The sequence below is a fragment of the Mesorhizobium sp. CNPSo 4689 genome (genome assembly GCF_057784325.1).
Map to the genome: position 1 here is coordinate 13,757 of NZ_JBWLUZ010000035.1, position 23,363 is coordinate 37,119.

At 63.4% G+C, this 23,363-nt stretch carries 23 protein-coding genes and 1 pseudogene; 9 read left to right on the forward strand and 15 right to left on the reverse strand.

The genetic code is table 11. The features are described 5' to 3' along the window. From AC04SI_RS27875 to cpaB, 5 genes are read right to left on the reverse strand one after another with little or no spacing between them, the layout of a single operon-like run. The gene (locus tag AC04SI_RS27875; protein WP_488475294.1) at positions 1 to 1,422 is read right to left on the reverse strand and encodes a TadA family conjugal transfer-associated ATPase; all 1,422 of its coding nucleotides are present in this window, start codon (positions 1,420 to 1,422) and stop codon (positions 1 to 3) included. Beyond that, positions 1,419 to 2,633, reverse strand: a complete 1,215-nt coding sequence (locus tag AC04SI_RS27880; protein ID WP_192177634.1) for a CpaE/TadZ family protein — start codon at positions 2,631 to 2,633, stop codon at positions 1,419 to 1,421. The genes AC04SI_RS27875 and AC04SI_RS27880 overlap by 4 nt, the downstream gene beginning before the upstream one ends. Before the next feature lie 34 nt (positions 2,634 to 2,667). Then, positions 2,668 to 2,937 (reverse strand): hypothetical protein, encoded by a 270-nt coding sequence (locus tag AC04SI_RS27885; RefSeq protein WP_192177635.1) that lies wholly within the window; start codon positions 2,935 to 2,937, stop codon positions 2,668 to 2,670. 4 nt (positions 2,938 to 2,941) lie between these two features. After that, on the reverse strand, positions 2,942 to 4,387 hold the full coding sequence (locus AC04SI_RS27890) for a type II and III secretion system protein family protein (RefSeq protein WP_488475295.1): 1,446 nt from the start codon (positions 4,385 to 4,387) through the stop codon (positions 2,942 to 2,944). Between the two features lie 27 nt (positions 4,388 to 4,414). After that, positions 4,415 to 5,344 (reverse strand): Flp pilus assembly protein CpaB, encoded by a 930-nt coding sequence (cpaB, locus tag AC04SI_RS27895; protein WP_488475296.1) that lies wholly within the window; start codon positions 5,342 to 5,344, stop codon positions 4,415 to 4,417. Positions 5,345 to 5,577: 233 nt separating this feature from the next. Here cpaB and parE point away from each other — a divergent pair, with 233 nt between their 5' ends. Continuing rightward, positions 5,578 to 7,632 (forward strand): DNA topoisomerase IV subunit B, encoded by a 2,055-nt coding sequence (gene parE, locus AC04SI_RS27900; RefSeq protein WP_488475297.1) that lies wholly within the window; start codon positions 5,578 to 5,580, stop codon positions 7,630 to 7,632. Between the two features lie 40 nt (positions 7,633 to 7,672). Continuing rightward, complete coding sequence (locus tag AC04SI_RS27905) at positions 7,673 to 9,733, forward strand: FUSC family protein (protein ID WP_488475298.1); 2,061 nt, start codon at positions 7,673 to 7,675, stop codon at positions 9,731 to 9,733. Between the two features lie 151 nt (positions 9,734 to 9,884). Here AC04SI_RS27905 and AC04SI_RS27910 read toward each other — a convergent pair whose 3' ends face one another. Further along, positions 9,885 to 11,006 carry a DUF2336 domain-containing protein gene (locus AC04SI_RS27910; RefSeq protein ID WP_488475299.1) on the reverse strand — a complete coding sequence of 374 codons (1,122 nt, stop codon included), beginning with the start codon at positions 11,004 to 11,006 and terminating at the stop codon, positions 9,885 to 9,887. Between the two features lie 150 nt (positions 11,007 to 11,156). Between AC04SI_RS27910 and AC04SI_RS27915 the strand changes: the two genes are divergently transcribed. Next, entirely contained in the window at positions 11,157 to 11,609 is a 453-nt protein-coding gene (locus AC04SI_RS27915) for a MaoC family dehydratase (protein WP_192177640.1), read from the forward strand. 3 nt (positions 11,610 to 11,612) lie between these two features. Then, positions 11,613 to 12,494 carry an HpcH/HpaI aldolase/citrate lyase family protein gene (locus AC04SI_RS27920; protein WP_488475300.1) on the forward strand — a complete coding sequence of 294 codons (882 nt, stop codon included), beginning with the start codon at positions 11,613 to 11,615 and terminating at the stop codon, positions 12,492 to 12,494. Positions 12,495 to 12,497: 3 nt separating this feature from the next. Here the strand turns inward: AC04SI_RS27920 and AC04SI_RS27925 are convergent, their stop codons facing one another. Genes AC04SI_RS27925 through AC04SI_RS27935 form a run of 3 tightly spaced genes read right to left on the reverse strand, consistent with a single transcriptional unit; the run spans position 12,498 to position 14,391 of the window. Continuing rightward, positions 12,498 to 13,172, reverse strand: a complete 675-nt coding sequence (locus tag AC04SI_RS27925; RefSeq protein WP_488475301.1) for a methyltransferase family protein — start codon at positions 13,170 to 13,172, stop codon at positions 12,498 to 12,500. Between the two features lie 18 nt (positions 13,173 to 13,190). Next, a complete protein-coding gene (locus AC04SI_RS27930; protein WP_488475302.1) occupies positions 13,191 to 13,799 on the reverse strand; it encodes a flavin reductase family protein in 609 nt (202 codons plus the stop codon). A gap of 7 nt (positions 13,800 to 13,806) precedes the next feature. Next, positions 13,807 to 14,391, reverse strand: coding sequence for a nitroreductase family protein (locus tag AC04SI_RS27935; RefSeq protein ID WP_488475303.1), 585 nt, complete (start codon positions 14,389 to 14,391; stop codon positions 13,807 to 13,809). Here AC04SI_RS27935 and AC04SI_RS27940 point away from each other — a divergent pair. Both AC04SI_RS27940 and AC04SI_RS27945 read left to right on the forward strand, forming a co-directional pair. Next, the gene (locus AC04SI_RS27940) at positions 14,375 to 14,554 is read left to right on the forward strand and encodes a hypothetical protein (protein ID WP_139032197.1); all 180 of its coding nucleotides are present in this window, start codon (positions 14,375 to 14,377) and stop codon (positions 14,552 to 14,554) included. The genes AC04SI_RS27935 and AC04SI_RS27940 overlap by 17 nt on opposite strands. Then, the gene (locus tag AC04SI_RS27945; RefSeq protein WP_488475304.1) at positions 14,547 to 15,512 is read left to right on the forward strand and encodes a hypothetical protein; all 966 of its coding nucleotides are present in this window, start codon (positions 14,547 to 14,549) and stop codon (positions 15,510 to 15,512) included. Before AC04SI_RS27940 ends, AC04SI_RS27945 begins: the two co-directional genes overlap by 8 nt. A gap of 11 nt (positions 15,513 to 15,523) precedes the next feature. Here AC04SI_RS27945 and AC04SI_RS27950 read toward each other — a convergent pair. The 5 genes and pseudogenes from AC04SI_RS27950 to AC04SI_RS27970 form a co-directional block, all read right to left on the reverse strand. After that, positions 15,524 to 16,456 (reverse strand): annotated as a pseudogene (locus tag AC04SI_RS27950) (lysophospholipid acyltransferase family protein). Between the two features lie 85 nt (positions 16,457 to 16,541). Continuing rightward, entirely contained in the window at positions 16,542 to 18,518 is a 1,977-nt protein-coding gene (thrS, locus tag AC04SI_RS27955) for a threonine--tRNA ligase (protein ID WP_488475305.1), read from the reverse strand. Positions 18,519 to 18,627: 109 nt separating this feature from the next. Beyond that, entirely contained in the window at positions 18,628 to 19,446 is an 819-nt protein-coding gene (gene blaOXA, locus AC04SI_RS27960; RefSeq protein WP_488475306.1) for a class D beta-lactamase, read from the reverse strand. Between the two features lie 148 nt (positions 19,447 to 19,594). Continuing rightward, on the reverse strand, positions 19,595 to 19,960 hold the full coding sequence (gene yidD / locus AC04SI_RS27965) for a membrane protein insertion efficiency factor YidD (protein ID WP_488475307.1): 366 nt from the start codon (positions 19,958 to 19,960) through the stop codon (positions 19,595 to 19,597). A gap of 117 nt (positions 19,961 to 20,077) precedes the next feature. Continuing rightward, positions 20,078 to 20,233 (reverse strand): hypothetical protein, encoded by a 156-nt coding sequence (locus AC04SI_RS27970; RefSeq protein ID WP_100084769.1) that lies wholly within the window; start codon positions 20,231 to 20,233, stop codon positions 20,078 to 20,080. A 307-nt stretch (positions 20,234 to 20,540) separates the two neighbouring features. On the opposite strand from AC04SI_RS27970, the gene AC04SI_RS27975 reads away from it, so the two are divergent. Then, positions 20,541 to 21,455, forward strand: a complete 915-nt coding sequence (locus AC04SI_RS27975) for a LysR substrate-binding domain-containing protein (RefSeq protein WP_488475308.1) — start codon at positions 20,541 to 20,543, stop codon at positions 21,453 to 21,455. Here the strand turns inward: AC04SI_RS27975 and AC04SI_RS27980 are convergent. Further along, on the reverse strand, positions 21,452 to 21,898 hold the full coding sequence (locus tag AC04SI_RS27980; protein WP_192177652.1) for an iron-sulfur cluster assembly scaffold protein: 447 nt from the start codon (positions 21,896 to 21,898) through the stop codon (positions 21,452 to 21,454). The genes AC04SI_RS27975 and AC04SI_RS27980 overlap by 4 nt on opposite strands. Positions 21,899 to 22,137: 239 nt before the next feature. Between AC04SI_RS27980 and folE the strand changes: the two genes are divergently transcribed. After that, a complete protein-coding gene (gene folE, locus AC04SI_RS27985) occupies positions 22,138 to 22,773 on the forward strand; it encodes a GTP cyclohydrolase I FolE (protein WP_192177653.1) in 636 nt (211 codons plus the stop codon). Between the two features lie 87 nt (positions 22,774 to 22,860). Next, positions 22,861 to 23,319 (forward strand): phosphoribosyl-AMP cyclohydrolase, encoded by a 459-nt coding sequence (hisI, locus tag AC04SI_RS27990; protein ID WP_192177741.1) that lies wholly within the window; start codon positions 22,861 to 22,863, stop codon positions 23,317 to 23,319. Positions 23,320 to 23,363 lie beyond the last annotated feature (44 nt).

Sequence of the window (23,363 nt, forward strand, 5' to 3'; positions counted from 1 at the left end):
CTACTCCTGCGGCCGGCCGGGCTCGAAATAGCGTCCGGGGAACTCGATGCCCATGGCGCGCAGATCCTCTAGAAAGCGCGGACGGATGCCGGTCGCCTCGTAGTGACCGAGGATCTTGCCGTCGGCCTCCATGCCGGTGCGCACGAAGCGGAATATCTCCTGCATCTGGATGACATCGCCTTCCATGCCGGTCACCTCGGCGACGCTGGTCACCTTGCGCTTGCCGTCGGACAGGCGCGTCAGCTGGACGATGATGTCGATGGCGCTGGCGATCTGGCTGCGGATCGACTGCACCGTCATCGGCATGCCGGTCATGCCCAGCATCTGCTCCAGGCGCGAGATGGCGTCGCGCGGCGTGTTGGCGTGGATGGTCGCCATCGAGCCTTCATGGCCTGTGTTCATCGCTTGCAACATGTCGAAAGCTTCCTCTCCGCGGCACTCGCCGAGGATGACGCGGTCGGGGCGCATGCGCAGCGCGTTCTTGACCAGGTCGCGCTGTTTCAGTTCGCCATGGCCTTCGATGTTGGCCGGGCGCGTTTCCATGCGTGCGACATGCGGCTGTTGCAGCTGAAGCTCGGCCGCGTCCTCGATGGTGATCAGCCGCTCGTCTTCGGGGATGAAGGCTGACAGCGCATTCAGCATGGTCGTCTTGCCGGTGCCGGTGCCGCCCGAGATGATGGTGGTCTTGCGGGCGTGCACCGCCGCCGCCAGTACTTCGGCCATGTTCTGGGTGATGGCGCCGAACTCGACCAGTCTGTGCAGGCCAAGCTTGTTCTTCGAGAACTTTCTGATCGACACCAGCGGTCCGTCGACGCCAACAGGCCGGATGGCTGCGTTGAAGCGCGAGCCGTCGAGCATGCGGGCATCGACCATGGGCTGAGATTCATCGACGCGGCGGCCGACGGCCGCGACGATTTTGTTAATGATTCGAAGCAGATGCGCCTCATCCTTGAATGGGATGTGCACCTGCTGCAGCTTGCCGCGTTTTTCGACGAAGCAGTTCTGATGGCCGTTGATCAGGATATCGTTGATCTCGGGATCCTTCAGCAGCGGCTCCAGCGGACCGAGGCCGACCATCTCGTCGACGATGTCGTCGACCAGCGCTTCAAGCTCGACAGTGTTGATCGCCATCCGCTCCTGGCGGGCCTTTTCGGAGACGAATTCATGCACCTGGCGACGCATCTCGTCCTTTGGCAGCCGCTCCAGCGCGACCAGGTTGATCTCCTCGAGCAACATCCGGTGGATACGAACGCGCGCGTCGCCCACTTTGTTGCCGCTCTTGGCCGGTGTGGCCTCCGGCTTTGGCGCGACAGGCTTGCGGGTCGTCGGAATGACCACGGCGTGCTGGGTGACCGGCACGGCCTCGGGCGCCCTCAGCGGGCGTGCGTCGCGGTTCTGCAGGGTGGAAAAGCGGCTGGTCATCCGACCTTCCTCTTGAGCAATCCCTTGCCGAGACCGAACAGCGAGCGCGATTTCTCGGGCGTCGCGACCGCTTCTTCCGGCAGGATGATCTTCTTCAGATCGTTGACGACATTGGCGTTCGGGTCGATCTCGTGCAGCGGCACGCCGCGATCGACCGCCTCGCGCACCAGCCGGTAATTGTTCGAGATGCCGCCGACGAAATGCTCGCCGAGGATTTCCTGCACATCCGCATGCTTGATGCCGTTGTCGAACATCTTCTGCTCGAAGCGGTTGACGATGACGTTCGGCTTCACTTCCTTGCCGGCGGTCTCGTAGACCGCCTGGATGAGCCTCTGCGTGTGACGCAGGCATGGTACCGTCATTTCGGCGACGATGTAGAGCTTGTTGGAGCCGAGCAGCACTGTTTCCGTCCATGGAAACCAGGTGCGCGGCATGTCGATCACGACATTGTCGAAATAGGCCGAGACGAGGTCCAGCATGCGCACCACGACATCGGTCTTGAAGGAGCGCATTTCAGACGGGCGTGTCGGCGCCGCCAGCACGCAGAGCCCGCTCGCATGCTTGGACAGCATCACATCGAGCAGTTGCCGGTCGAGGCGCTCTGGCTGGTTCTCGATTTCGGTGATATCGAAGCGCGGTTCGAGGTCGAGATATTCGGCGCAGGCGCCTTGCTGGAAATTCAGGTCGACCACACAGGTCGAGGCGCCCCGCGTCACCGAATGATGCAGCTGGAAGGCGGTCTGCAGCGCCAGTGTCGTGGTGCCGACGCCGCCCGCGGCCGGCATGAAAGTATAGATCTGCGACTCTGTGTTCTCCTCCCGCCCCGGACCTTGCAGCGCGCGGATGACGGAGCGCACCAGGTCAGCGGTGGTGATCGGCTTGACCAGGAAGTCGGCGACCTTGAGCTGCACCAGGATGCGCACCGCCGCGGCGTTGAACTCCTGCGTGACGACGACGACGGGAACACGGCCCTCGAGCCGGCGCATGATGCGCTGCAGCGACTCGATCTCCTCGAGCTTCGCCGCATCCATGTCGACGATAAGAGCGCCGAAATCGGCTTCCTGAACCTCGCCGCGAAGCTCGGTGACATTCTTGTCGACCGTCGAAAGCTCGATGACTTCCGACGCGGCGAACGCCGTGCGCGTGTCCTGCAGGAACGTCCTGTCGGTGGATACGAGCAGTATCTTCTTGGTCTTGATGCCGCTTGCCATGTCGTCAGCCCGTCAGGTCAATAACAAATCAAAATCAATTGGTTGTGGACGTCGGTGCCGTCGTCGCGCTGGCTGCCGGGTCGGCGCCGCCGCTCGCGGGAGTGTCGCGCTGGGCCGGCACCAGAAGCCTGGTGTTCTGGACGCCGTATTTCCACGGATCGACCATCTGCATGACGGTATTGGATGCCTGCGCGTTGCCCGCGGCCGGCGTCACGCCTTCGCTGCGCACATAGTCGTCGCTGGTGCAGCCGCTGGAGAGGCCGGCAAGCGACAGGGCAAGCAACAATCCTGGGGCCAGACGCATGGCTTCAATCCTTCGGCAGGTCGAGGAAATGACCGGCCGTGGTGGCCGCGGCAGGCTGCGTGACGCGGCCGTCGGCCATCGCCAGGGCGCGGTTCGGGTCGGAGGCCTTCACTTCCTCGGTGTTGTTCAGGAAGTAATCGGCGTTGCTGGCCGGCTGCGTGCCGTCGGTCGGCTCGACGAGCTTCTTCGAAGGATCGACCGGTTTGACCAGGTAGGGCGTGACGATGATCACCAGATCGGTCTCGCGCCGCTGATAGGACTTCGACGAGAACAGCGGCCCAAGCACCGGCAGCTTGCCGAGGCCAGGAAGGCGCGAGGTGGTGATGTCGTTTTGCGACTGCAGCAGGCCGGCGATCATGAAGCTCTGGCCGTTCTTAAGATCGACCGACGTCCTGGCCCGGCGCACGATGAAGCCCGGCACCGAGATATCGCCGATATTGTAGGACGCCGAGGCATCGATCGAGGACACTTCCGGCGCGATGTCGAGGGCCACCAGCCCGTCCTTCAGCACGGTCGGCGTGAAATCCAGGCTGACGCCGTATTTCTTGTAGCTGACGCTGATCTTGCCGTCTTCTTCGGAAACCGGGATCGGGAACTCGCCGCCGGCGAGGAAACTCGCGGTCTGGCCCGAACGGGCGATCAGGTTCGGCTCGGCCAGCCGCCGGGCGAGACCGCGCTGTTCCAGTGCCTTGATGGCGATATCGATCGACACGCCGTTCGACAACAGCCGACCGATGATTTCGCCGGTCCCCGCCGCCGGTAGCTCGCCCGGCTCAAGGCTGACCTCGCGCCCGCCGATACCGTAGGCGAAGTTGGCGCTGTATTTGGCGCCGAGGTCCTGACCGGCCTGCCGGTTGATCTCGACGAAGCGGACATTGAGCTGGACCTGCTGCGACGAGGAGATGTTGACCGAGTTGATCACTTCCTCATTGCCGGAAAAGCGGGTGGCGATCTTGTTTGCCTTCTCGGCGGCAACCGCGTCATCGGCCTCGCCCGACAGCACCACGCGGCCGTTGGCCGAACCGACCTTGATGTTGGCGTCCGGCACGCTGGCACGAATGGTGTTCGCCAACTGGTCGGTGTCCAAAGTCACCTCGATGTCGATGGTGCCGACCAGATGCTTGTTCTCGTCGAACAGGGCGATGCCGGTGGTGCCGAGATTGTTGCCCAGCACGTAGAAGGACTTGTCGGTCAGCGGATTGACGTTGGCGATCTCCGGATCGCCGATGACGATCTGGTAGAAGGCCGCACTTGTCATGATCGTCTTCGGCTTGCCCTTGGCCACCTTGATCGAGGTGTTCTTGGTCGCCGAGACATAGACGACGTCGTTGTTGGCCATAGCCGGCCCACCGAGGCCAAGCACTCCGGAAGCGGCCAGCGAGGCCGCCGCGACGAGCGCGCGTGCGAGGTGCAGCCCCTTCGTCAAGCGATAGATGTTCAGCCCAAACATTGTCTGTCCCCGTCCGGTCCCCACCGGTTATTGTTTCAGGTCCTTCGAAGGAACCTTGTATTCCTCGGCCTGCGTGCCGCGCGTTACGATGATCGTCTTGAACTTCGGCTTCTCCGGCTCCTTGGTGGCCGCATTGAACAGCGACCCTGCGGCTGCCTGGACGTTGGCTGCGACCGACCCGCCGAAGGACGATATGGTGGTCAGGCCATCCTTGCCGGCGCCGTCTTCGCTGGCCGAGCGAAGCGACAGCGACAAGGTGCCTACGGTGCGGGCCAGCGCCACTTTCTGCGCCCCGTCGGTCGTCACCTCGAGGGTCACGGAATTGGCGACCTGCGGGGCGGTCTGCCGCTCGTCGGCGCCCTGGCCGACGCTCAGCACCTTGGCATCGGACACCACGATTTCAGATGTGATGGTCGAACCGGCGGCACCCTGCGCGTTCTTGGCCACTTCCTGGATTTCGCCGGCATCGCGCGTCAGCACCACGTCGACCCGGTCGCCAGGTGTCACGAAGCCGCCGACACCAGCGATCTCGTCGGTGCGGATGGTCACCGCCCGCATGCCGGGCGACAGCATGTTGGACAGCGTCGCGCGGCCGTTCGGCCCGGACAGCTTGGTGAGCAGCACCGGCTCGTTGATCTCGATCGGCGACAGAACCACACGGCCGCCTTCGTCAAGCAGCGATCCGATGGTGGTGAAGGCGCCTTGCGGCAGGGAATCCTGCGGCCACGGGATTTCGCTGAGCTGAGCCCGCTCGAGCTGCATGCCGTAGCGCAACGGGGCGTTCGCCACCACGATGGTCTTGAACTCGACCTTGGGTGCCGCGGGCGCCACGATCGACGCCGTTTTTTCCTCGGAATCGGCCTTCGCCTGGCTCTTGACCCAGAAATCCGCAGCGAAGATCGAGATCGCGCCGAAAACGGCGGCGATGCCGATCATGGTTATGGCCTTGCCCCTCACGCTAAACCCCTGACGCCCGTGGTCTTTTGTTCGTTGACGCTTACGCTAGGCGTCATTGTTAAAGAATCAGGAACGCCGCAATGCGCGCGCCGACCTATTTCCGCCGGCTTGGTTATCGAATGGTTTTGGAATAAGAGACAGTTTGATCCCTGAACGGAACAGGAACCTCGTTCGCCCGCCAAAAGCGTGGCAGTATCGCGGGGTGATTCGCAGCACCGGAATTTATGGCGAGCATGGACGACAATAACGATCTTTTCGGCACCCTCGACAAACAGCCGCCACCGGCTCGCGCACCGGCGCGGCCTGCCGATCCGCTGGTGCAGGCGGCGAAACGTCCGGCCGCCTCGCGCGACGGCAGCGAGAGCTACAGCGCCGCCGACATCGAGGTGCTGGAAGGACTGGAGCCGGTGCGGCGCCGGCCGGGCATGTATATTGGCGGCACCGACGACAAGGCGATGCACCATCTGTTTGCCGAAGTCATCGACAATTCGATGGACGAGGCGGTTGCCGGCCACGCGACCTTCATCGACGTCGAACTCTCCGCCGACGGCTATCTCTCGGTTACCGACAATGGCCGCGGCATTCCGGTCGACCCGCACCCCAAATTCAAGAAGCCGGCGCTCGAAGTCATCATGACGACGCTGCATTCGGGCGGCAAGTTCGACTCCAAGGTCTATGAAACTTCCGGCGGCCTGCATGGCGTCGGCGTCTCCGTGGTCAATGCGCTGTCCGATCATCTCGAAGTCGAGGTCGCGCGCGGACGGCAGCTCTACCGGCAGAAATTCTCGCGCGGCATTCCGGTGACCGGCCTGGAGCAGCTCGGCGAGGTGCACAACCGGCGCGGCACGAAAATCCGTTTCCATCCCGACGAGCAGATCTTCGGCAAGGGTGCGGCGTTCGAACCGGCGCGGCTTTACCGCATGACGCGCTCGAAGGCGTATCTGTTCGGCGGCGTCGAGATCCGCTGGAGTTGCGATCCCTCGCTGATCAAGGAAAAGGACCAGACGCCGGCCAAGGCCGAGTTCCATTTCCCGGGTGGCCTCAAGGACTACCTCAAGGCATCGCTCGGCGACGAATTCCAGGTCACCCGCGAAATCTTCGCCGGCAAGAGCGAGAAGCAGGGCGGCCATGGCTCGCTCGAATGGGCGGTGACCTGGTTCGGCGGCGACGGCTTTATCAATTCCTACTGCAACACCATTCCGACCGCCGAAGGCGGCACGCACGAGGCCGGCTTCCGCAACGTGCTGACACGTGGGCTTCGCGCCTATGCCGATCTGATCGGCAACAAGCGCGCCTCGATCGTCACCTCGGAAGACGTGATGATCTCGGCCGCCGGCATGCTGTCGGTGTTCATCCGCGAGCCCGAATTCGTCGGCCAGACCAAGGACAGGCTGGCGACGATCGAGGCGGTGCGCATCGTCGAGACCGCCATCCGCGACCCGTTCGACCATTGGCTCGCCGACAATCCGCAGGAAGCCTCGAAACTGCTCGAATGGGTGATCGCGCGCGCCGACGAGCGGGTGCGCCGGCGCCAGGAAAAGGAAGTGTCGCGCAAGAGCGCGGTGCGCAAGCTGCGCCTTCCCGGCAAGCTCGCCGACTGCACGCAGAATGCCGCCGCCGGCGCCGAACTCTTCATCGTCGAAGGCGACTCGGCCGGTGGCTCGGCCAAGCAGGCGCGCGACCGCGCCAGCCAGGCGGTGCTGCCATTGCGCGGCAAGATCCTCAACGTCGCCAGCGCCGGCAACGACAAGCTTGCCGCCAATCAGCAAATCTCCGACCTGGTCCAGGCGCTGGGCTGCGGCACGCGCTCGAAATACCGCGACGAGGATTTGCGCTACGACCGCGTCATCATCATGACCGACGCCGACGTCGACGGCGCCCACATCGCCTCGCTGCTGATCACCTTCTTCTACCAGGAAATGCCGAATCTGGTGCGCGGCGGCCATCTCTATCTGGCGGTGCCGCCGCTCTATTCGATCCGCCAGGGCGGCAAGGTCGCCTATGCCCGCGATGACGCGCACAAGGACGAACTTCTGCGCGCCGAATTCACCGGGCGCGCCAAGGTCGAGATCGGCCGCTTCAAGGGCCTGGGCGAGATGATGGCCGCGCAGCTCAAGGAGACGACCATGGATCCGAGGAAGCGCACGCTGCTCAGGGTCGATGTAAACGAAATCGATTCAGCCACCAAAGACAGGGTCGATGAGCTGATGGGCACCAAGCCCGAGGCACGCTTCCGCTTCATCCAGGAACGCGCCGAATTCGCCGAGACGGACGTGCTGGATATCTGAGCGTCTGCCGTTCTAGCTTGCCGTTCTAGGAGACGAGCATGTGACCTGGACGCGGCTGAACGATTACTTCGGTACGGCATTCGCGGAACTGACACGACCGACCCGCTCGGACTGGATTTTCGCCCTGCGCACCGTTTCGGCCGGGTTGATCGCGCTTCTCGCCGCCTACGCTCTCAAGCTCGACCATCCGCAATGGGCGATGATGACCGTGTTCATCGTCGCCCAGCCGGTCGCCGGTATGGTGTTGGCGAAAGGTTTTTACCGGCTGCTCGGCACGCTGGCCGGCGGACTAGCGGCGATCGGCGTCACCTCCCTGTTCGGCAGCAATCCCTGGCTGCTGGTCACCGCGCTTGCGGTGTGGATCGGCCTCTGCACGCTGGTCTCGTCGCTGCTGCGCAATCCGGAAGCCTATGGTGCGGCCCTTGCCGGCTATACCGCCATGATCATCGGGCTCCCGGCCTTTGGACAGCCGCACCTCGTCGTCGATCTCGCCGTCGCCCGCTGTGCCGAAATCGTGCTCGGCATTGTCTGCGCCGGCGTGACCAGCCGGCTGATCCTGCCGAAACTGGCGGCCGACGCCATCATCTCCAGGCTGAAGCGCAGCATTCTCGACCTTGCCACCTATGCCGGAGGCGCCTTTTCCGGCGGCGATCCTGCGATCCTTGCCGGGTTGCAACGCAAGCTGATCGCTGACGCCCAGACGCTCGCCGAAATGCGCACCTACGCCAGGCTCGAAGCGCCGAGCTTCGCCACTCGCGCCCACCCGGTCAGGCGTACGATCGGACAGCTTCTGTGGGCGCTCTCTGCGGCACGCGCGCTGCACTCCCATGCCGCGCCCAAAAACGCCGCGCTGATCCCGGTGCGCAGCGAGTTGCAGGCCCTTGTTGGCGAGTTGGCAGCGAAGCCGGGCGCCCTGGACGACACCGGACCGTGGGTCGCCCGGCTCGACGCGATCGCCAGCAGAGCGCGGCGGATACCGGAAATGCCGGCCGGGCAGGACGGCGACAAGATCGGCGCCATCACCCGCCTCACCATCGCCGCCGATTTCGCCGAGGCGTTGAAGCAGGTGTTGCGCGGCCTGGACGCGCTCCGCTCGCCCGTTTCCCGCCCCTCCCGCGACCGGCGGCAGCCGGCGTTGGTCGTGCACCGCGACTATCATGCGGCATGGCGCAATGCCGTGCGCGCCGCCCTTGCCACGCTGCTGGTCGCGGCCTTCTGGCTGACGACGAAATGGTCGGAAGCGGCGGGCACGGTCATTCTCGTCGCCGTCGTCTCCAGCCTGTTCGCCGCCCGCCCAGATCCCGTCGACTCGGCCTGGGGTTTCTTCAAGGGCACGCTGCTGGCCCTGCCCTTTGCGTTTCTCGTCGGCCAGATCGCCCTTCCCGCCCTGCCCGGCTTCGGCTGGTTCGTCGTCTTCGTCGTGCCGATCATGGTGCCGGCAGCGCTTGGCATGGCCAATCCGCGCCATGTCGGCGTGGCGACCGCCTTCGCCATCAACTTCTTCGCCTTCCTCAGCCCGCATCAGGCCATGACCTACGACCCCGGCCCGTTCTTTGCCGGCTCGGTGTCGATCCTGGTCGGCATCCTGCTGGCGGTCGGCGTCTTCATCGTCGTGCTGCCCGCCGACCCCTGGGTCACGGTCAACCGCATCCTGCAGGCCATGCGGGAGGATCTGGCGCGGCTTTGCCTGCATGAGCGCGTGCCGAGGCGGTCGGCCTTCGAAAGCCTTGCCTACGACCGGGTCAACCAGCTGATGCCGCAGTTGCAGCGCACCGGCAGGCAAGGCGACGCCGTTCTGGGCGGCAGCATCGCCGCCGTTACTGTCGGGTTGGAGATCCTGCGGCTGCGTGCTGCCCAGCAAACTGCGGCGATCCCGCCCGAGACCGTGCTTTCAATCAACAATTTCCTGCGCGGTCTGGCACGTGAGTTGCTGTTTCGAAGACCAGGCGAGCCGCAAACCGCGACTGTCGCCGTCGCCAGGCAATATGCGGCAGGCATCGCCGAGCGCAGCGACTCCGCCGAGATGCTGCAGGTCGCAGCCTCGCTGCGCGTCATTGCAGCGGCAATCGAGGACTTTCCGGATTTTTTCGCGAAGGCCTAGGCGCGGCACAGGGTGTGTTGAGATTCAGGTCAGGCCGAGTCGAAAACGATGGCTTCCGAGAACCGGAGCGGAGTGTACTCAAAGTACGTGAGCATCGGAAGCGCAGGAAGTCATCGTTTGCAGGCCGGCATCACCTGAATATCAGCACACCCTAGGCGGCTGCGATCGCCAACGCATGGCCGCGCGCGTTTTCACGCAGGGCCTCGAGATGGATCGACTTCACCAGCCCGGCGAGATCGCCTTCGGCGGACTGGCCGCCGAGTTCCTTCAGCATCAGCCAGCTGACTTCCTGCACGCCGGCGACGCGCTTGCCGTTGGCAACCTCGCGCCAGACCTTCAGCGCGCGCAGGATGATGCCATGGGTAGCGGCGGCGAGGCCGGCGCTGCGGAACAGCGCCTGCAGCGCCACGTCGTGCCCGCCGGCGAGCAGCGCCCTCACCCGTTGCTCGGACTGCTGGGCAAGCGCCACCAGCGCCGAGCCGAAGAAGTCGACCTTGCCATGCGCAATGGTGCGGATGATGAAGCTCGCGGTGAGGTCGCCGCGTAGCCTCAGATGTTCGATCAGCGCGGCGTGCTCCTCGGCGTGCGTGCCTTCGATCAAGGTCACGGAAGCCTTGACGCAGGCATCACGCATGACGCGATCGGCCCGGGCAGCGCCCATCAGCGCCAGCACCAGCGGCGATGTCTTGAGCGTCTCGCCGAGCTTGACCAGCAGCATATGGCGGCAGTCGGCGGGTAGCCGCGCATCCGATATCAGCGCTTCGCGCACCAGTGCGAGGTGGCCGTGCCGCTCCGCCATGCGGCGAAAGCTGAGCGAGGCGATGTCGGCGCCGCTGTTGGCGAGCAGCACGGCGCAGGCCTCCGGCTCGCCGATCTCGGCGATGGCCGCTGCCAGCGACATCGACACGACAGGCCGGTCGGCGATCAGCTTCTGCGTCGCCTTCTGGCCGCCGGCAACCCGGTCGATCAGGTCCGCGTCGGTAAGCAGCGGCGAGCGCGCCAGCACCATGGCGGCCACTTCCGGCTGGTCGGAAGCGAGCGCACTGATGATCTGCAGCGGCGCGTGGTGGCTCATCGACAGCGCTTCGGCAATCGCCAGCCGCACCTTCGACGAGGCATCGTCGAGCAGCAGCGTCAGCGCCGCCTCGGCGGCACAGCGATCCTCGAACGGCAGGTCGGAATTGATGTAAGCGCGAGCCAACGCACTGGCAGCGGCGGCGCGCTCGGAGACCCGCGCCGTGTCAATCCATTTCAGAAAGTGCGAAACTACCATGCCGCCTGCTTACGCCCCTTGCCAGAACGCGCCTGACCCCGATGGAAACGTAGGCCTGAAATGGTTTACGAAGCGTTCACCATGTTCCTTAACCGGCTTGATGGAGCCGCGGCCAACGCCTATCAAGCAACGGGAACGAGGAGATCGACCATGGCCGGGCTTTATCTGGAAGAGTTCGTCGTCGGCCATGTCTTCCGGCACACGCTGCGCAAGACAGTCACCGAAAGCGACAACATGCTGTTTTCGGTGATGACGCTGAACCCGCAGCCGCTGCATATCGATTTCGACTTCGCCGCCAAGAGCGAATGGGGCAGACCGCTGGTCAATTCGCTGTTCACGCTGGGGCTGATGATCGGCATCTCGGTCAACGACATCACCGTCGGCACCACCGTCGCCAATCTCGGCATGAAGGAAACCGTGTTTCCGCATCCGGTCTTCCATGGCGATACCATTCGCGTCGAGACCACGGTGGTTTCAGTGCGCGAGTCCAAATCCAAGCCGGATCGCGGCATCGTCGAGTTCGAGCACCGCGCCTACAACCAGGATGACATTCTCGTCGCCAAATGCACGAGACAGGCGATGATGATGAAAAAGGCGGCCTGAGCGATGCGTTCGCTGCTCTTCATTCCAGGCGATTCCGAAAAGAAACTGGAAAAGGGTTTTGGCGCCGGCGCCGACGTGGTCATCGTCGACCTTGAAGATTCCGTCGCGGCTGCGAACAAGTCGGCGGCACGAACGATTGCGAAGAGCTTCATCGCCAGCCAAAGGCAGCAGACGAGGTCTGCCATCTATGTGCGGGTCAACGATCTATCGACCGGCCTGACCGACGATGATCTCGCGGCCCTGGTCCCGGCGAAACCGGACGGCATCATGCTGCCGAAGTCGAACAGCGGCCAGGATGTGCAGCAGCTTTCGGCCAAACTCAGGGTGCACGAGGCCGAGAACGGCTTGCCGGATGGCGGAATCAAAATCCTGCCGATCATCACCGAAACGGCCGCCGGCGTATTGGCGGCCGCGACCTATGCCGGGGCGAGCACACGGCTTGCCGGCCTGACCTGGGGCGCAGAGGATCTGTCGGCAGCCATTGGCGCCCGCGCCGCGCGCGATGAGCGGGGCCGCTACACCGATGTCTTCCGCCTTGCCCGCACCATGACCATCCTTGCTGCCGGCAACGCCGAGGTCGCGGCGATCGATACGGTTTTTCCAAACTTCCGCGACATGAGCGCCTTCGAAGCCGAATGCATCGAGGCCGAGCGCGACGGATTCACCGGCAAGATGGCGATCCACCCGGCGCAAGTGCCGGTGATCAACGCAGCCTTCACACCGTCGGCCGAAGCCGTGAAACACTCCCAGGCGATCGTCGAGGCCTTCGCGGCGGCCGGAAATCCCGGCGTGGTCGGCATCGACGGCAAGATGGTGGACAGGCCGCATCTGCGGCTGGCCGAGCGGCTTCTGGCGCGCGCCAAGGCGGCGGGGATTTCCGTCTAGCCGCTACCAGACCAGCGGGATCAGCCTGTAGCGGACATTTGCCGCGTAGTCGTCGTAGCCGCGCAGGCCGGTCCGCAGCGTTCCCTCTTCGATAAATATGCGAATGGCCAGGAGAACGACGAACACAAGCACCGACGCCAGCCCCCACCAGGAGCCAAGCAGAAGCGCCGCGCCGGCGAAGAAGAGAATGGCGCCGGCATACATTGGATGGCGGACGTAGCCGTATGGGCCGGTGGTGATGACGTGCTGTCCGCGTTCTTTCTGGATCTTCACGACGGGCGCCGCGAAGCTGTTCTCCAGCATCGTGCGGTAGCAGATCCAGATCCCGAGCAGCAGCACTGCCGTGCCGACCACCTGCACCCATACGGGAACCGCCGACCAGCCGAAGCGGAAGTCGAGCCCCATCAGGACCTGCCAAACAAGCATGGCCAGCAGCAGCACGCTCAGCAGGACCTTGTCGGCCGCGGTCTGATTCTTCTGAATGGGCGGGTTCAGCCGCTCATTCATCAGGCCGGGATCGCGCCGGGCCAGGGACACGCCCAAGGTGAGGCTGAGCCCAACCATCATCACCAGGTACAGCCAGGCTCCAGGCCAGTTCAGCGTGCCGGCCGACAGGAAGAGCAAGGCGCCCATGGCGCCGAACCACACGAACGTCTGCAGGATCAACTTCGAGATCATAAGATGCCTCCTGATCCGCTAGTCCTTCTCCCAGCGCGGCCGCCGCATCGAAAATATGTCGCTGATGCTGGAATAGTCCATATAGCCGAGCCGGCTGACATTGCCGGCCCTGACGATGTCGAACCTGCCGTCTTTGAGGTAGGCGTCGTCGATATGCACGCCGACGACTTCGCCGGCGACAACGACGGCGCTGGTTTGCGAGCCGTCGAGCGCCCTTGGCCGCAGGATTTCCGTCACCCGGCATTCGAGCGCCGCCGGCGCTGCCGCCACACGCGGCGGCGCGACGAGTCGCGACGGCACCATGGCGAGATCGGCATAGTCGAATTCGCTGACACCGCGCGGCGCATCGACCGCCGTGCGGTTCATCTTCTCCGCCAGTTCGCGGCTGACCAGATTGGCGACGAACTCGCCCGTCTCTTGAGCGAAGCTGGCGCTGTCCTTCTCGCCTTCGGACGAGAACCAGACGATGAAGGGCCGGGTCGAAAAGGCGTTGAAGAAAGAATAGGGGGCGAGGTTGATCTTGCCTTGCCTGTTCAAGGTCGAAATCCAGCCGATCGGGCGTGGCGCCACGATCGCCTTGGACGGATCGTGCGGCAGCCCATGCCCTTTCGCCGGCTCGTAGAACATTTTCTCCCTAACCGGCCCACGGCCCCTGATAGTCGGCATAGAGCTTTGCCGGATCGGGTCGCGGCCGCTCCGGCGCCGGTCCCTGGTAGGAACCGATATGGACGAAGCCGACGACGCGCTCCTTCGGCGCCAGTCCCAGGATCGCCCTGCCCTCCGGCACGTCGGAATACCAGTTGCTGATCATGTTGGTGCCATAGCCCAGCGCGTTGGCCGCGATCATCAGGTTCATCGCCGCCATGCCGCCGGACAGGAACATTTCCCATTGCGGGATCTTGGGGTTCTCCCGAGGGATCGATACCACGCCGATCACCAGCGGCGCGCGCGAAAAGCGCGCCAGTTCCTGGTTGCGGCGACCTTCCGGCAGCGGCCCTTCGCGCTGTTCGGCGAGTGCCGCCAGCTGCTTGCCAATCTCGACGCGCGCCTCGCCGCGATAGAGGATGAAGCGCCATGGTTCGAGCCGGCCGTGGTCGGGCACGCGTGCGGCGGCGGCGATCATCGTCGCGATTTCGGCATCGCCGGGCGCCGGCTCCTTCAGCTCGGGAATCGGCGCCGAATTTCGAGTCTGCAGAAAGTCGATGATCGGCGACGCCATGGGCGCAAGTCTCCTGAACTGTGAGCTGAAGCGCGCCATCGGGAATTCGGGCGGCTCGGGCATTGGCGCGGCGCGCCGGAAGGAAGAGCCTCCGGCAGAGCGGATCAGACTCTTAAGCCTTGAAATTGCCACCGCCTTGGGCTTCAACGCAAGGCATGTTTGAGGGGAACTTGCGTCTTTTCCTGGTCTGGTTCGCCGCCGCGCTGTTCATGGCGCCGGTTTTGCTTGCTTCCGCGCAGACCAGGGATGGCATCAGCGACCTCAAACTTCCCGGAATCGCAAACTATTCGTCACCCAAGAACGAGACGTCGCTGGCGCTGGGAAGCGGCGGCGCAATCACGCTGTCGGCGCAGCTGACCGACAAAGGCACCGATATTACGCGCGGTATCGTCTGGCGCGTCTTCAAGCCTGAAGCAGCGAGCGACGGCAAGCTGCCGATGGTGGCCTCCGCCCATGGCGGCACCGCCGTGTTCCAGCTCGAGCCCGGCAGCTATCTGGTTCATGCTTCCTACGGACGCGCCGGCGCCACCAAGCGCATCACCGTAGGCAAGGAGGCCAAGCGCGAAAGCCTGGTGCTCGACGCCGGCGGCCTCAAGCTCGACGCCGTCCTGTCGGGCGGGGCGCACATACCGCCGAAAAAACTGCGTTTCTCGATCTATGAAGGCCGCACCGAAGCCAATGGCGAGCACGCGCTGATCATCCCCGATGTCGAACCGAACAGCGTCGTGCGGCTGAATGCCGGCACCTACCACGTCGTCTCGAACTATGGCTCGGTCAATGCCGTGATCCGCTCCGACATCCGTGTGGAGGCCGGCAAGCTGACGGAAGCCACCGTCGAGCACCGGGCGGCCGAGATGACCATGAAGCTGGTGCGCGAGGCCGGCGGCGAGGCGATCGCCGACACGTCCTGGTCGCTGCTCAACGAATCCGGCGATCCGATCAAGGAAACGGTCGGCGCCTTCGCCTCGATGGTGCTGGCCGAAGGCGACTACACCATCATCGCCAAGAACCGCGACCGCATCTACCAGAAGGATTTTACCGTAGTCGCCGGACAGAACCAGGAAATCGAGGTTCTGGCCACCGAAGCCTCGGCCATCGACCCCGAGGAAGGCGCGGACTAACCGACCTGCGATCAAGCTGCCTTGCGCATCCGGCGCGGCAGGAAGTGGACGCGGCCGCGCGGCGCGGCCGGCGCCAGGTCGAAGACGCCGCGATAGAGGCGCTTGAGCAAGGCCTTGCGATCGCGCAAAGGTTCCAGTTCGCTCCAGCTCAGAACGTCGCCGACGCGCACGTTGATAGACTTGCCGGACAGCCGCGCGAATTCGTGGATGAGCAGAGAAATGCGCAGCGTCAGCGAAGCCTTGCCGACGAATTTCGCCACACGCCCATCGCGCTCGGCCATGTTCATGGACCACTGACCAGATGGAACAGCCGCCCGTTCTGGCCGGAGAAATGCATCGGTATGACCGATGCCCGGGCATCCTGGACGAGACGGGCCGGAAACATCTTCCATGGCAGGTCACGCGCCCGGCCAAAGCCCTTCGGCGCGGTGGCGACGCCGCCGGCCGGAAAGACGACGATGGTGACGCCTTCCTTCAGCAGCCGCACCGCCTCATGGCGCACCGCCATGTTGTTCCTGAGCGCATCCTTGGTCTCGGAAAAATCGATCGGCAGCGAATAGGGTTCCATCTCGCGGATCTTGAGCAGGTCCTTGTGGATCATGACGCGAAACGGCCGCCCGAGTTGCTCGGCCAGCGACAGCACGGCAATGCCGTCGCCGATGCCGAACGGATGGTTGGCAACGATCACCAGCGGTGTGTCGGGCAGCTTTGCTGGCGGCCATTGATCGGCGCTCCACACCTTGACGTCGATCAGTTCCAGCATGCGGCTGAACACCCGCTCGCCGCTCGGCGCCACCTGCCGGCGCCAGAAATCATAGAGCGCGGCAAAACGATCGCGCCCGGACAGGGATGGAATGGATGAACCAGCGCGTGATCGCCGGCTGATGCGGACTGGCGTAGGAAAGCTCGGGAAACGGTCTTTCCCGCAGTTTCAGCTTGAGCATGGACGGCTCGTTACAGGCTTGGCGTGACAGGCATGTGAAAATGGCGGTGGATCGCTCCACCGCCATTTCGTCGGGACTGTGCGGATCAGGCAGCGCGCTTGGGCCTGCGATCCGGCGTCATCGCTTCTTCGCTCAATTGTGCGATCGCCTGGACGAGTCCAAGCGATTCCTGGTCGCGCGAGCCGAGCCGGCGGATGTTGACCGTCTCTTCCTCCGCCTCGCGCTTGCCGCAGACGAGGATGACCGGAACCTTGGCCAGCGAATGCTCGCGCACCTTGTAGTTGATCTTCTCGTTGCGCAGATCCGCTTCCGCCAGAAGCCCGGCCGCCTTCAACTGGCCTACGACCTTCATCGCGTAATCGTCGGCATCGGAGGTGATCGTCGCCACCACCACCTGCAGCGGCGCGAACCACAGCGGGAAATGGCCGGAATAGTTCTCGATCAGGATGCCGAGGAAACGCTCCATCGAACCGCAGATGGCGCGGTGCACCATGACAGGCTGCTTCTTTTCCGAATCCGAGCCGATGTAGAAGGCGCCAAAGCGTTCCGGCAGGTTGAAGTCGACCTGCGTGGTGCCGCACTGCCATTCGCGACCGATGGCGTCCTTCAGCACATATTCGAATTTCGGCCCGTAGAAGGCGCCCTCGCCCGGATTGATCGAGGTCTTGATGCGATTGCCCGAGCGCGTCCGGATCGTCTCCAGAACGCCGCCCATGATTGCCTCGGCATGATCCCAGGCCTCGTCGGTGCCGACACGCTTGTCCGGCCGCGTCGACAGCTTGACGCTGATCTCGTCGAAGCCGAAATCGGCATAGGTCGACAGGATCAGATCGTTGATGCGCAGGCATTCGGAGGCAAGCTGCTCCTCAGTGCAGAAGATATGCGCGTCGTCCTGCGTGAAGCCGCGCACGCGCATCAGCCCATGCAGCGCGCCGGATGGCTCATAGCGGTGCACATTGCCAAATTCCGCAAGCTTTACGGGCAGATCACGGTAGGACTTCAGCCCATGCTTGAATATCTGCACGTGACCAGGGCAGTTCATCGGCTTCAGCGCAAACACCCGGTCGTCGTCGGTATCGTCGCCGGCGACCGTCACCTTGAACATGGCGTCGCGATACCAGCCCCAGTGGCCCGACGTCTCCCAGAGGCTCTTGTCCAGAACCTGCGGTGCATTGACCTCCTGATAGCCCTGCTCGTCGAGGCGGCGGCGCATGTAGTTGACCAGTTTCTGGAACATCTTCCAGCCCTTGGCGTGCCAGAAGACGACACCGGGGCCTTCCTCCTGGAAATGGAACAGGTCCATTTCACGGCCGAGCTTCCTGTGGTCGCGCTTTTCGGCTTCCTCCAACATCGTCTGGTAGGCGTCGAGCTGCGCCTGGTCGGCCCAGGCCGTGCCGTAGATGCGCGTCAGCATCGGGTTGTTAGAGTCGCCGCGCCAATAGGCGCCGGCCACCTTCATCAGCTTGAAGGCGTTGCCGATCTGCCCGGTCGAGGCCATATGCGGGCCACGGCAAAGATCGAACCAGTCGCCCTGCGCGTAGATCTTGAGGTCCTGGTCCTCAGGGATGGCGTCGATCAGTTCCAGCTTGTAGCGCTCGCCCTTGTCGGCAAACACCTTCTTGGCCTTCTCGCGCGGCCAGACTTCCTTGGTGAACGGCTTGTTGCGCTGGATGATCTCGCGCATCTTCTTCTCGATCACCGGAAAATCGTCGGGCGTGAACGGCTCGTTGCGGGCGAAGTCGTAGTAGAACCCGTTCTCGATCACCGGCCCGATGGTCACCTGCGTTCCCGGCCACAGTTCCTGCACGGCCTCGGCCAGCACATGCGCTGCATCGTGGCGGATCAGTTCCAGCGCGCGCGGATCCTCGCGAGTGATTATCTCGACCTTGCCGGACTTGCCGAGCGGATCGGACAGATCGCGCACGACGCCATCGATCGAATAGGCGACGGCCTTCTTGGCCAGCGACTTCGAGATCGATTCGGCAAGACCAGCGCCGGTCATCGCCGCTTCGTAGTCGCGGACGGAGCCATCGGGAAATGTCAGGGAAACGGAATTCAGCATAGTTATCTCCTATCCAGTCCCGCAAACGAGCGCGGGTGGTGAAATGCCGGATGCGTCCGGCGGCAGTCTTTTATGGGCAGATTCCGGCGCCGTAAAGCGCTCGTTCCGCCTATTTGATCAAGCCAGGCAGGTCTTTCAAGAACCCCGCCCGTGTCTTGGGACCCTTGGGCGTGTCGGTTGGCTTCTCGTCAACCACCAGCCGGGCAAACACGATCCGCCGGCTATCCTTCTCGGCCCAGCCGACGAACCAGCCGAGGGAGCGTTTGCCCGTGCCGCCATTGCCGAGCCTCGTGCTGCCGGTCTTGCCCTGCACCGTCCACCCTTCCGCGCGAAAGCTCGGGATGATCGCCTTGGCCATCTGATGCGCCCCGGCCGACACCGGCATTTTGCCGGCAAGCATCCGGCGCAGGAAAGCCGTCTGCTCTACCGGCGATATTTCAAGCGAGGAGTTCACCCAGGAATGGGTCAGGCCGTCATTCTTTCCGGCGCTGCCGGAGACATCCATATTGCCGTAGCCGAACTTCGATACATAGCCGGCAAATCGTTTGCTGCCGAGCCTGCTTGTGATTTCGCGGGAATACCAGAGAACGGAATCGCGCTCCCAGATCGTCGGATCGACGGTCTTCCGGTCCCGCTTCACCGCATTGAACTCAGGTCTGTAGTCCCAGCTCGGCGTGTGCTCGTCGCTGAGGATGCCCCCGTCGTAGCCGACCAGCGCCAGTGGCACCTTGAAGGTCGACGCCGGGCTGAAGCGCTGGTCGCAGACACCATCCTGGTAGAGTGTCTCACCGCTTACCGCATCCTGGATCAGCGTGCATTCTATATCGCCGAGCGGGGCGGATTGCGCCCGCATCGGAAAACCAAGCAGCCAGGCCAGCAGGAACAGAACGATGGCAAAAACGAACGGAAGGCGGTCTATCTGGCGCATGTAAAATCTCTCTCCTGACGGGTGGGCAGAAGAGGACTTAGCGAGGCGTCTTGTCTCGATTTTGTCTCAAATTCGCAGTCTTTGTGCAGGCTTGCGTTAACCCTACCAGATCGTAAAGACCGGCCGCCGCAGAGACCCCTGGATGCAGTCAGACCTCGCCGCGCTTGCCGATCCGCCAGTACCGCCACGGCATGAACCAGACATAGCGCCCGGCCAGCGTCTCCGGCACGCGATCGATGCCATGCGTGCCGAACGGGCCGCAGCGCAGCACCCGGAAAAGCCCCATCCAGCCGCCGGCCCACAGGCCGTGGCGGGCGATCGCCTCATGCGCGTATTCGGAACAGGTCGGCAGATGGCGGCAGGTATTGCCGACAAAACCGGACAGCGTCAGCTGGTAGAGACGCACAAGCGACGTGCCGAGGATGCGGCCCGGCGTCTTGCGCCAGGGGCCTGGCCAATTGCGCCCGCGCCGCGCCGGTGTTGCGGCATGCGCATGCCCTTCGTGGTCGCGCACCGCATTCTCCGTATCGCGTTTCGCCCCGGGATAAATGTGGACTTCGAGCAGAGAACGCAATCCCCGTTGATGCTGGCCATTGGTGATGCCGGCTGTCGATGCTGGCCGTCCTGCCTTTCACCGGTGAAAAGTGCGCCGATCTGCCGGAGACACCCAACGCGTGGGGCTGGTTGGTCCCTGTTCGCGGCGTCCGGCCTGTGGCCGCTTCTCGCCATACCATTGAAACGTCGCGATCCGCATGACGTCGCCAAAAATCTCCAGGAATTGGATCATGGCCGTATCTCCTTTGGCATCGATTAGACTGCCGCTGGCCTTCGTCTTCAAACGAGTATAATTTCCACATCGGATAACTTTAGATTATGCGTATTGAAGTGTGCCCGGCTGCATGACAACGATGCAACTATATGAAATCATTATGTGATCTGGCTTTGCCGCGGCGGCTTCAAGCTTGCTGTGTTGAGCGGGCCGTAGGGCTATTTCGCGCGGTTTGTGTGCTTGATGTAAACTCGGAAAAAAGAGCTAGACTCGTGCCGATCGTCAAACTGCATCAAAAGGTAGCCGACAGGCTGAAGGCCCCCGAATGAAGCGCGGACGCCTGCCCCTGACGGCGCTGAGGAGTTTCGAGGCGGCCGGAAGGCACCTGAGTTTCAGCCGCGCGGCCGAGGAGCTTTATGTTTCGCAAGCCGCGATCAGCCGCCAGATCCGCGAACTCGAGACCTTCCTGCACCAGCCCCTGTTTTTCCGCCATCATCGCCGCGTCGAGTTGACAGACGCCGGCCGGCGGCTGCTTGATCAGCTCGTCAGAAGTTTTGGCGATATCGACAACATGCTGTCGGAAATGGCGGTCACGCCGGCCCAGTCCCTGGTCTGCGTCAGTGCCGAACCCTCGCTCGCAGCCTCATGGCTGGTGCCACGACTCAACCGGTTCCGCGAGCTGCGGCCGGACATCGACATTTCCCTCGAGGTCGACGCACGCCTGATCGAGTTCCGCAGCGACCAGGCCGAACTCGCTCTGCGCTTCAGCGCCAACAGCACCTCATGGCCGCGCAGCGAGGCCGAGCGGTTGGCGCCGGTCATCGATTCCCCGGTCCTGTCACCCGCTCTTTTCAAGTCCGGCCCGGCCCTGCGAAGCCCCGCCGACCTGCGCCGCTACACACTGCTGCATGAGGAAAACCGCCAGGGCTGGGCGCGCTGGTTCGAGGCGGCGGGCGTGACCGGCGACGCACTGCCGGAACGCGGTCCGCTTCTGGCCGATGCGTCGCTGTCGAAACAGGCGGCCATGCTCGGCCATGGCGTAGCTCTCGGCGATCTCCTGCTGATCGAGGCGGAACTGGCATCCGGCGCCTTGATCAAGCCCTTCGACACCAACGTCATCTGCGGCGCCTACTGGCTGGTCGCAAGAAGCCTGCAGAACCTGTCGGAACCGGCCGCGGCCTTCGCCGACTGGATCCGTGCCGAATTTGCCGAGAGCCGGCGTTCTCTGGAAGAAATCTAGGCTGCTTCTTCGGCGCGTTTCTTCTCGATCTGGCCGATCGCATCGACGACCGCATCGAAGGTCAGCATGGTCGAGGCATGGCGCGCCTTGTAGTCGCGCACCGGTTCCAGATAGCGCAGGTCGGCGAAGCGGCCTTCCGGCGGCGCGCCATTTTCCTTCAGCATCTTCAGCATCGTCTCGCGCACTGCGCGCAACTCGTCCGCGCTGGCGCCGATGACATGCTGGGCCATGATCGAGGACGACGCCTGGCCGAGCGCGCAGGCCTTCACGTCATGCGCAAAATCCGTAACGACGCCGTCATCCATCTTGAGATCGACGGTCACGGTCGATCCGCACAGTTTGGAATGCGCGCGTGCCGTCGCGTCCGGATGGTCGAGCCGGCCGATCCGCGCGATATTTCCGGCAAAACCCAGAATTTTCGCATTGTAGACGTCGTCGATCATATTTTTCCAATCTGTCGCCGCCGAGCGAACAGCGATTGCCGCTGATGCGTCTTTCATTCGCTCGGCACGACCATATATAATGCTCACAGTCGAGCATCGACAAGGCAGCCGAAGGCCACGTCTTTGCTCAAATCAATTCACGCCGCTTGAGGGCTGGAAACCGCGAGTTTCTTACACCCGAAAGGTCGTGGTCCGTTCAACTCGTCCCTCCTGAGAGAGGGACTACGGGAGACGCCTTTATGGATGCCGTCATCAAGAAACTCATGCCCCAGTCCACTTACATGGAAAAGCCGGTCACCGACAGGCCGAGCGAAGCCGAGGTCGAGGCCGCGGTGCGCACCCTGTTGCGCTGGACCGGCGACAATCCGGAGCGGGAGGGCCTGATCGACACGCCGAAGCGTGTCACCAAGGCATTTCTCGAAATGTTCAATGGCTACGACATGTGCCCGGCCGAGGAACTTGGCCGCACCTTCGAGGAAGTCGCCGGCTATGACGACCTCGTTATCGTCAGGGACATAAATTTCCATTCGCATTGCGAGCACCACATGGTGCCGATTATCGGCAAGGCGCATGTCGGCTACCTGCCGGACGGCAAGGTCGTCGGGCTGTCCAAGATCGCGCGCGTCGTCGACATCTTCGCTCATCGCCTGCAGACCCAGGAAGCGATGACCGCGCAGATCGCCAGCGTCATCCAGGACGTGCTCAATCCGCGCGGCGTCGCCGTCATGATCGAAGCCGAGCACATGTGCATGGCCATGCGCGGCATCCGCAAGCAGGGCTCCACCACGCTGACCTCAACCTTCACCGGCGTCTTCAAGGACACCCCCGAGGAACAGGTCCGTTTCGTCACCATGGTGCGCGGCGGCGGGGTCTGATCGGCCCTCGCCGGCCGCTAGACCATGATCCCAAAAAGTGGGAACCGGTTTTTGGACAAGATCATGGTCAAACAAGAAGATCCGGCGATGTCGGCACTGGAATTCCCGAAAGCTCCGTCAGACAAGAAAGCGCTGGAGGAAGGCACTGTCCTTTCGCCGCGCTTCGACGCCAGTGGCCTTGTCACTGTCGTCGTCACCGATGCTGCCGACGGCATGCTGTTGATGGTCGCGCATATGAATGCCGAAGCGCTGGCGCTGACGCTGGAAACCGGCATCGCCCATTACTGGTCACGCTCGCGCAACGCGCTGTGGAAGAAGGGGGAAACCTCCGGCAATTTCCAGAGCATCGTCGAGATGCGCACCGATTGCGACCAGGATGCATTGTGGCTGCGCGTGAAAGTGTTGGGCCACGACGCAACTTGTCACACCGGCCGGCGTTCCTGCTTTTATCGGACGGTGGGGTTGAACGACGGCAAGGCGACGCTTGCCGACGACGGCAGCAAACCGCTGTTCGATACGGAACAAGCGTATCGGAAGCCTTTGTGAACCATTCGATATTCACAAACCACTCATATTCATTATTCTCGAAC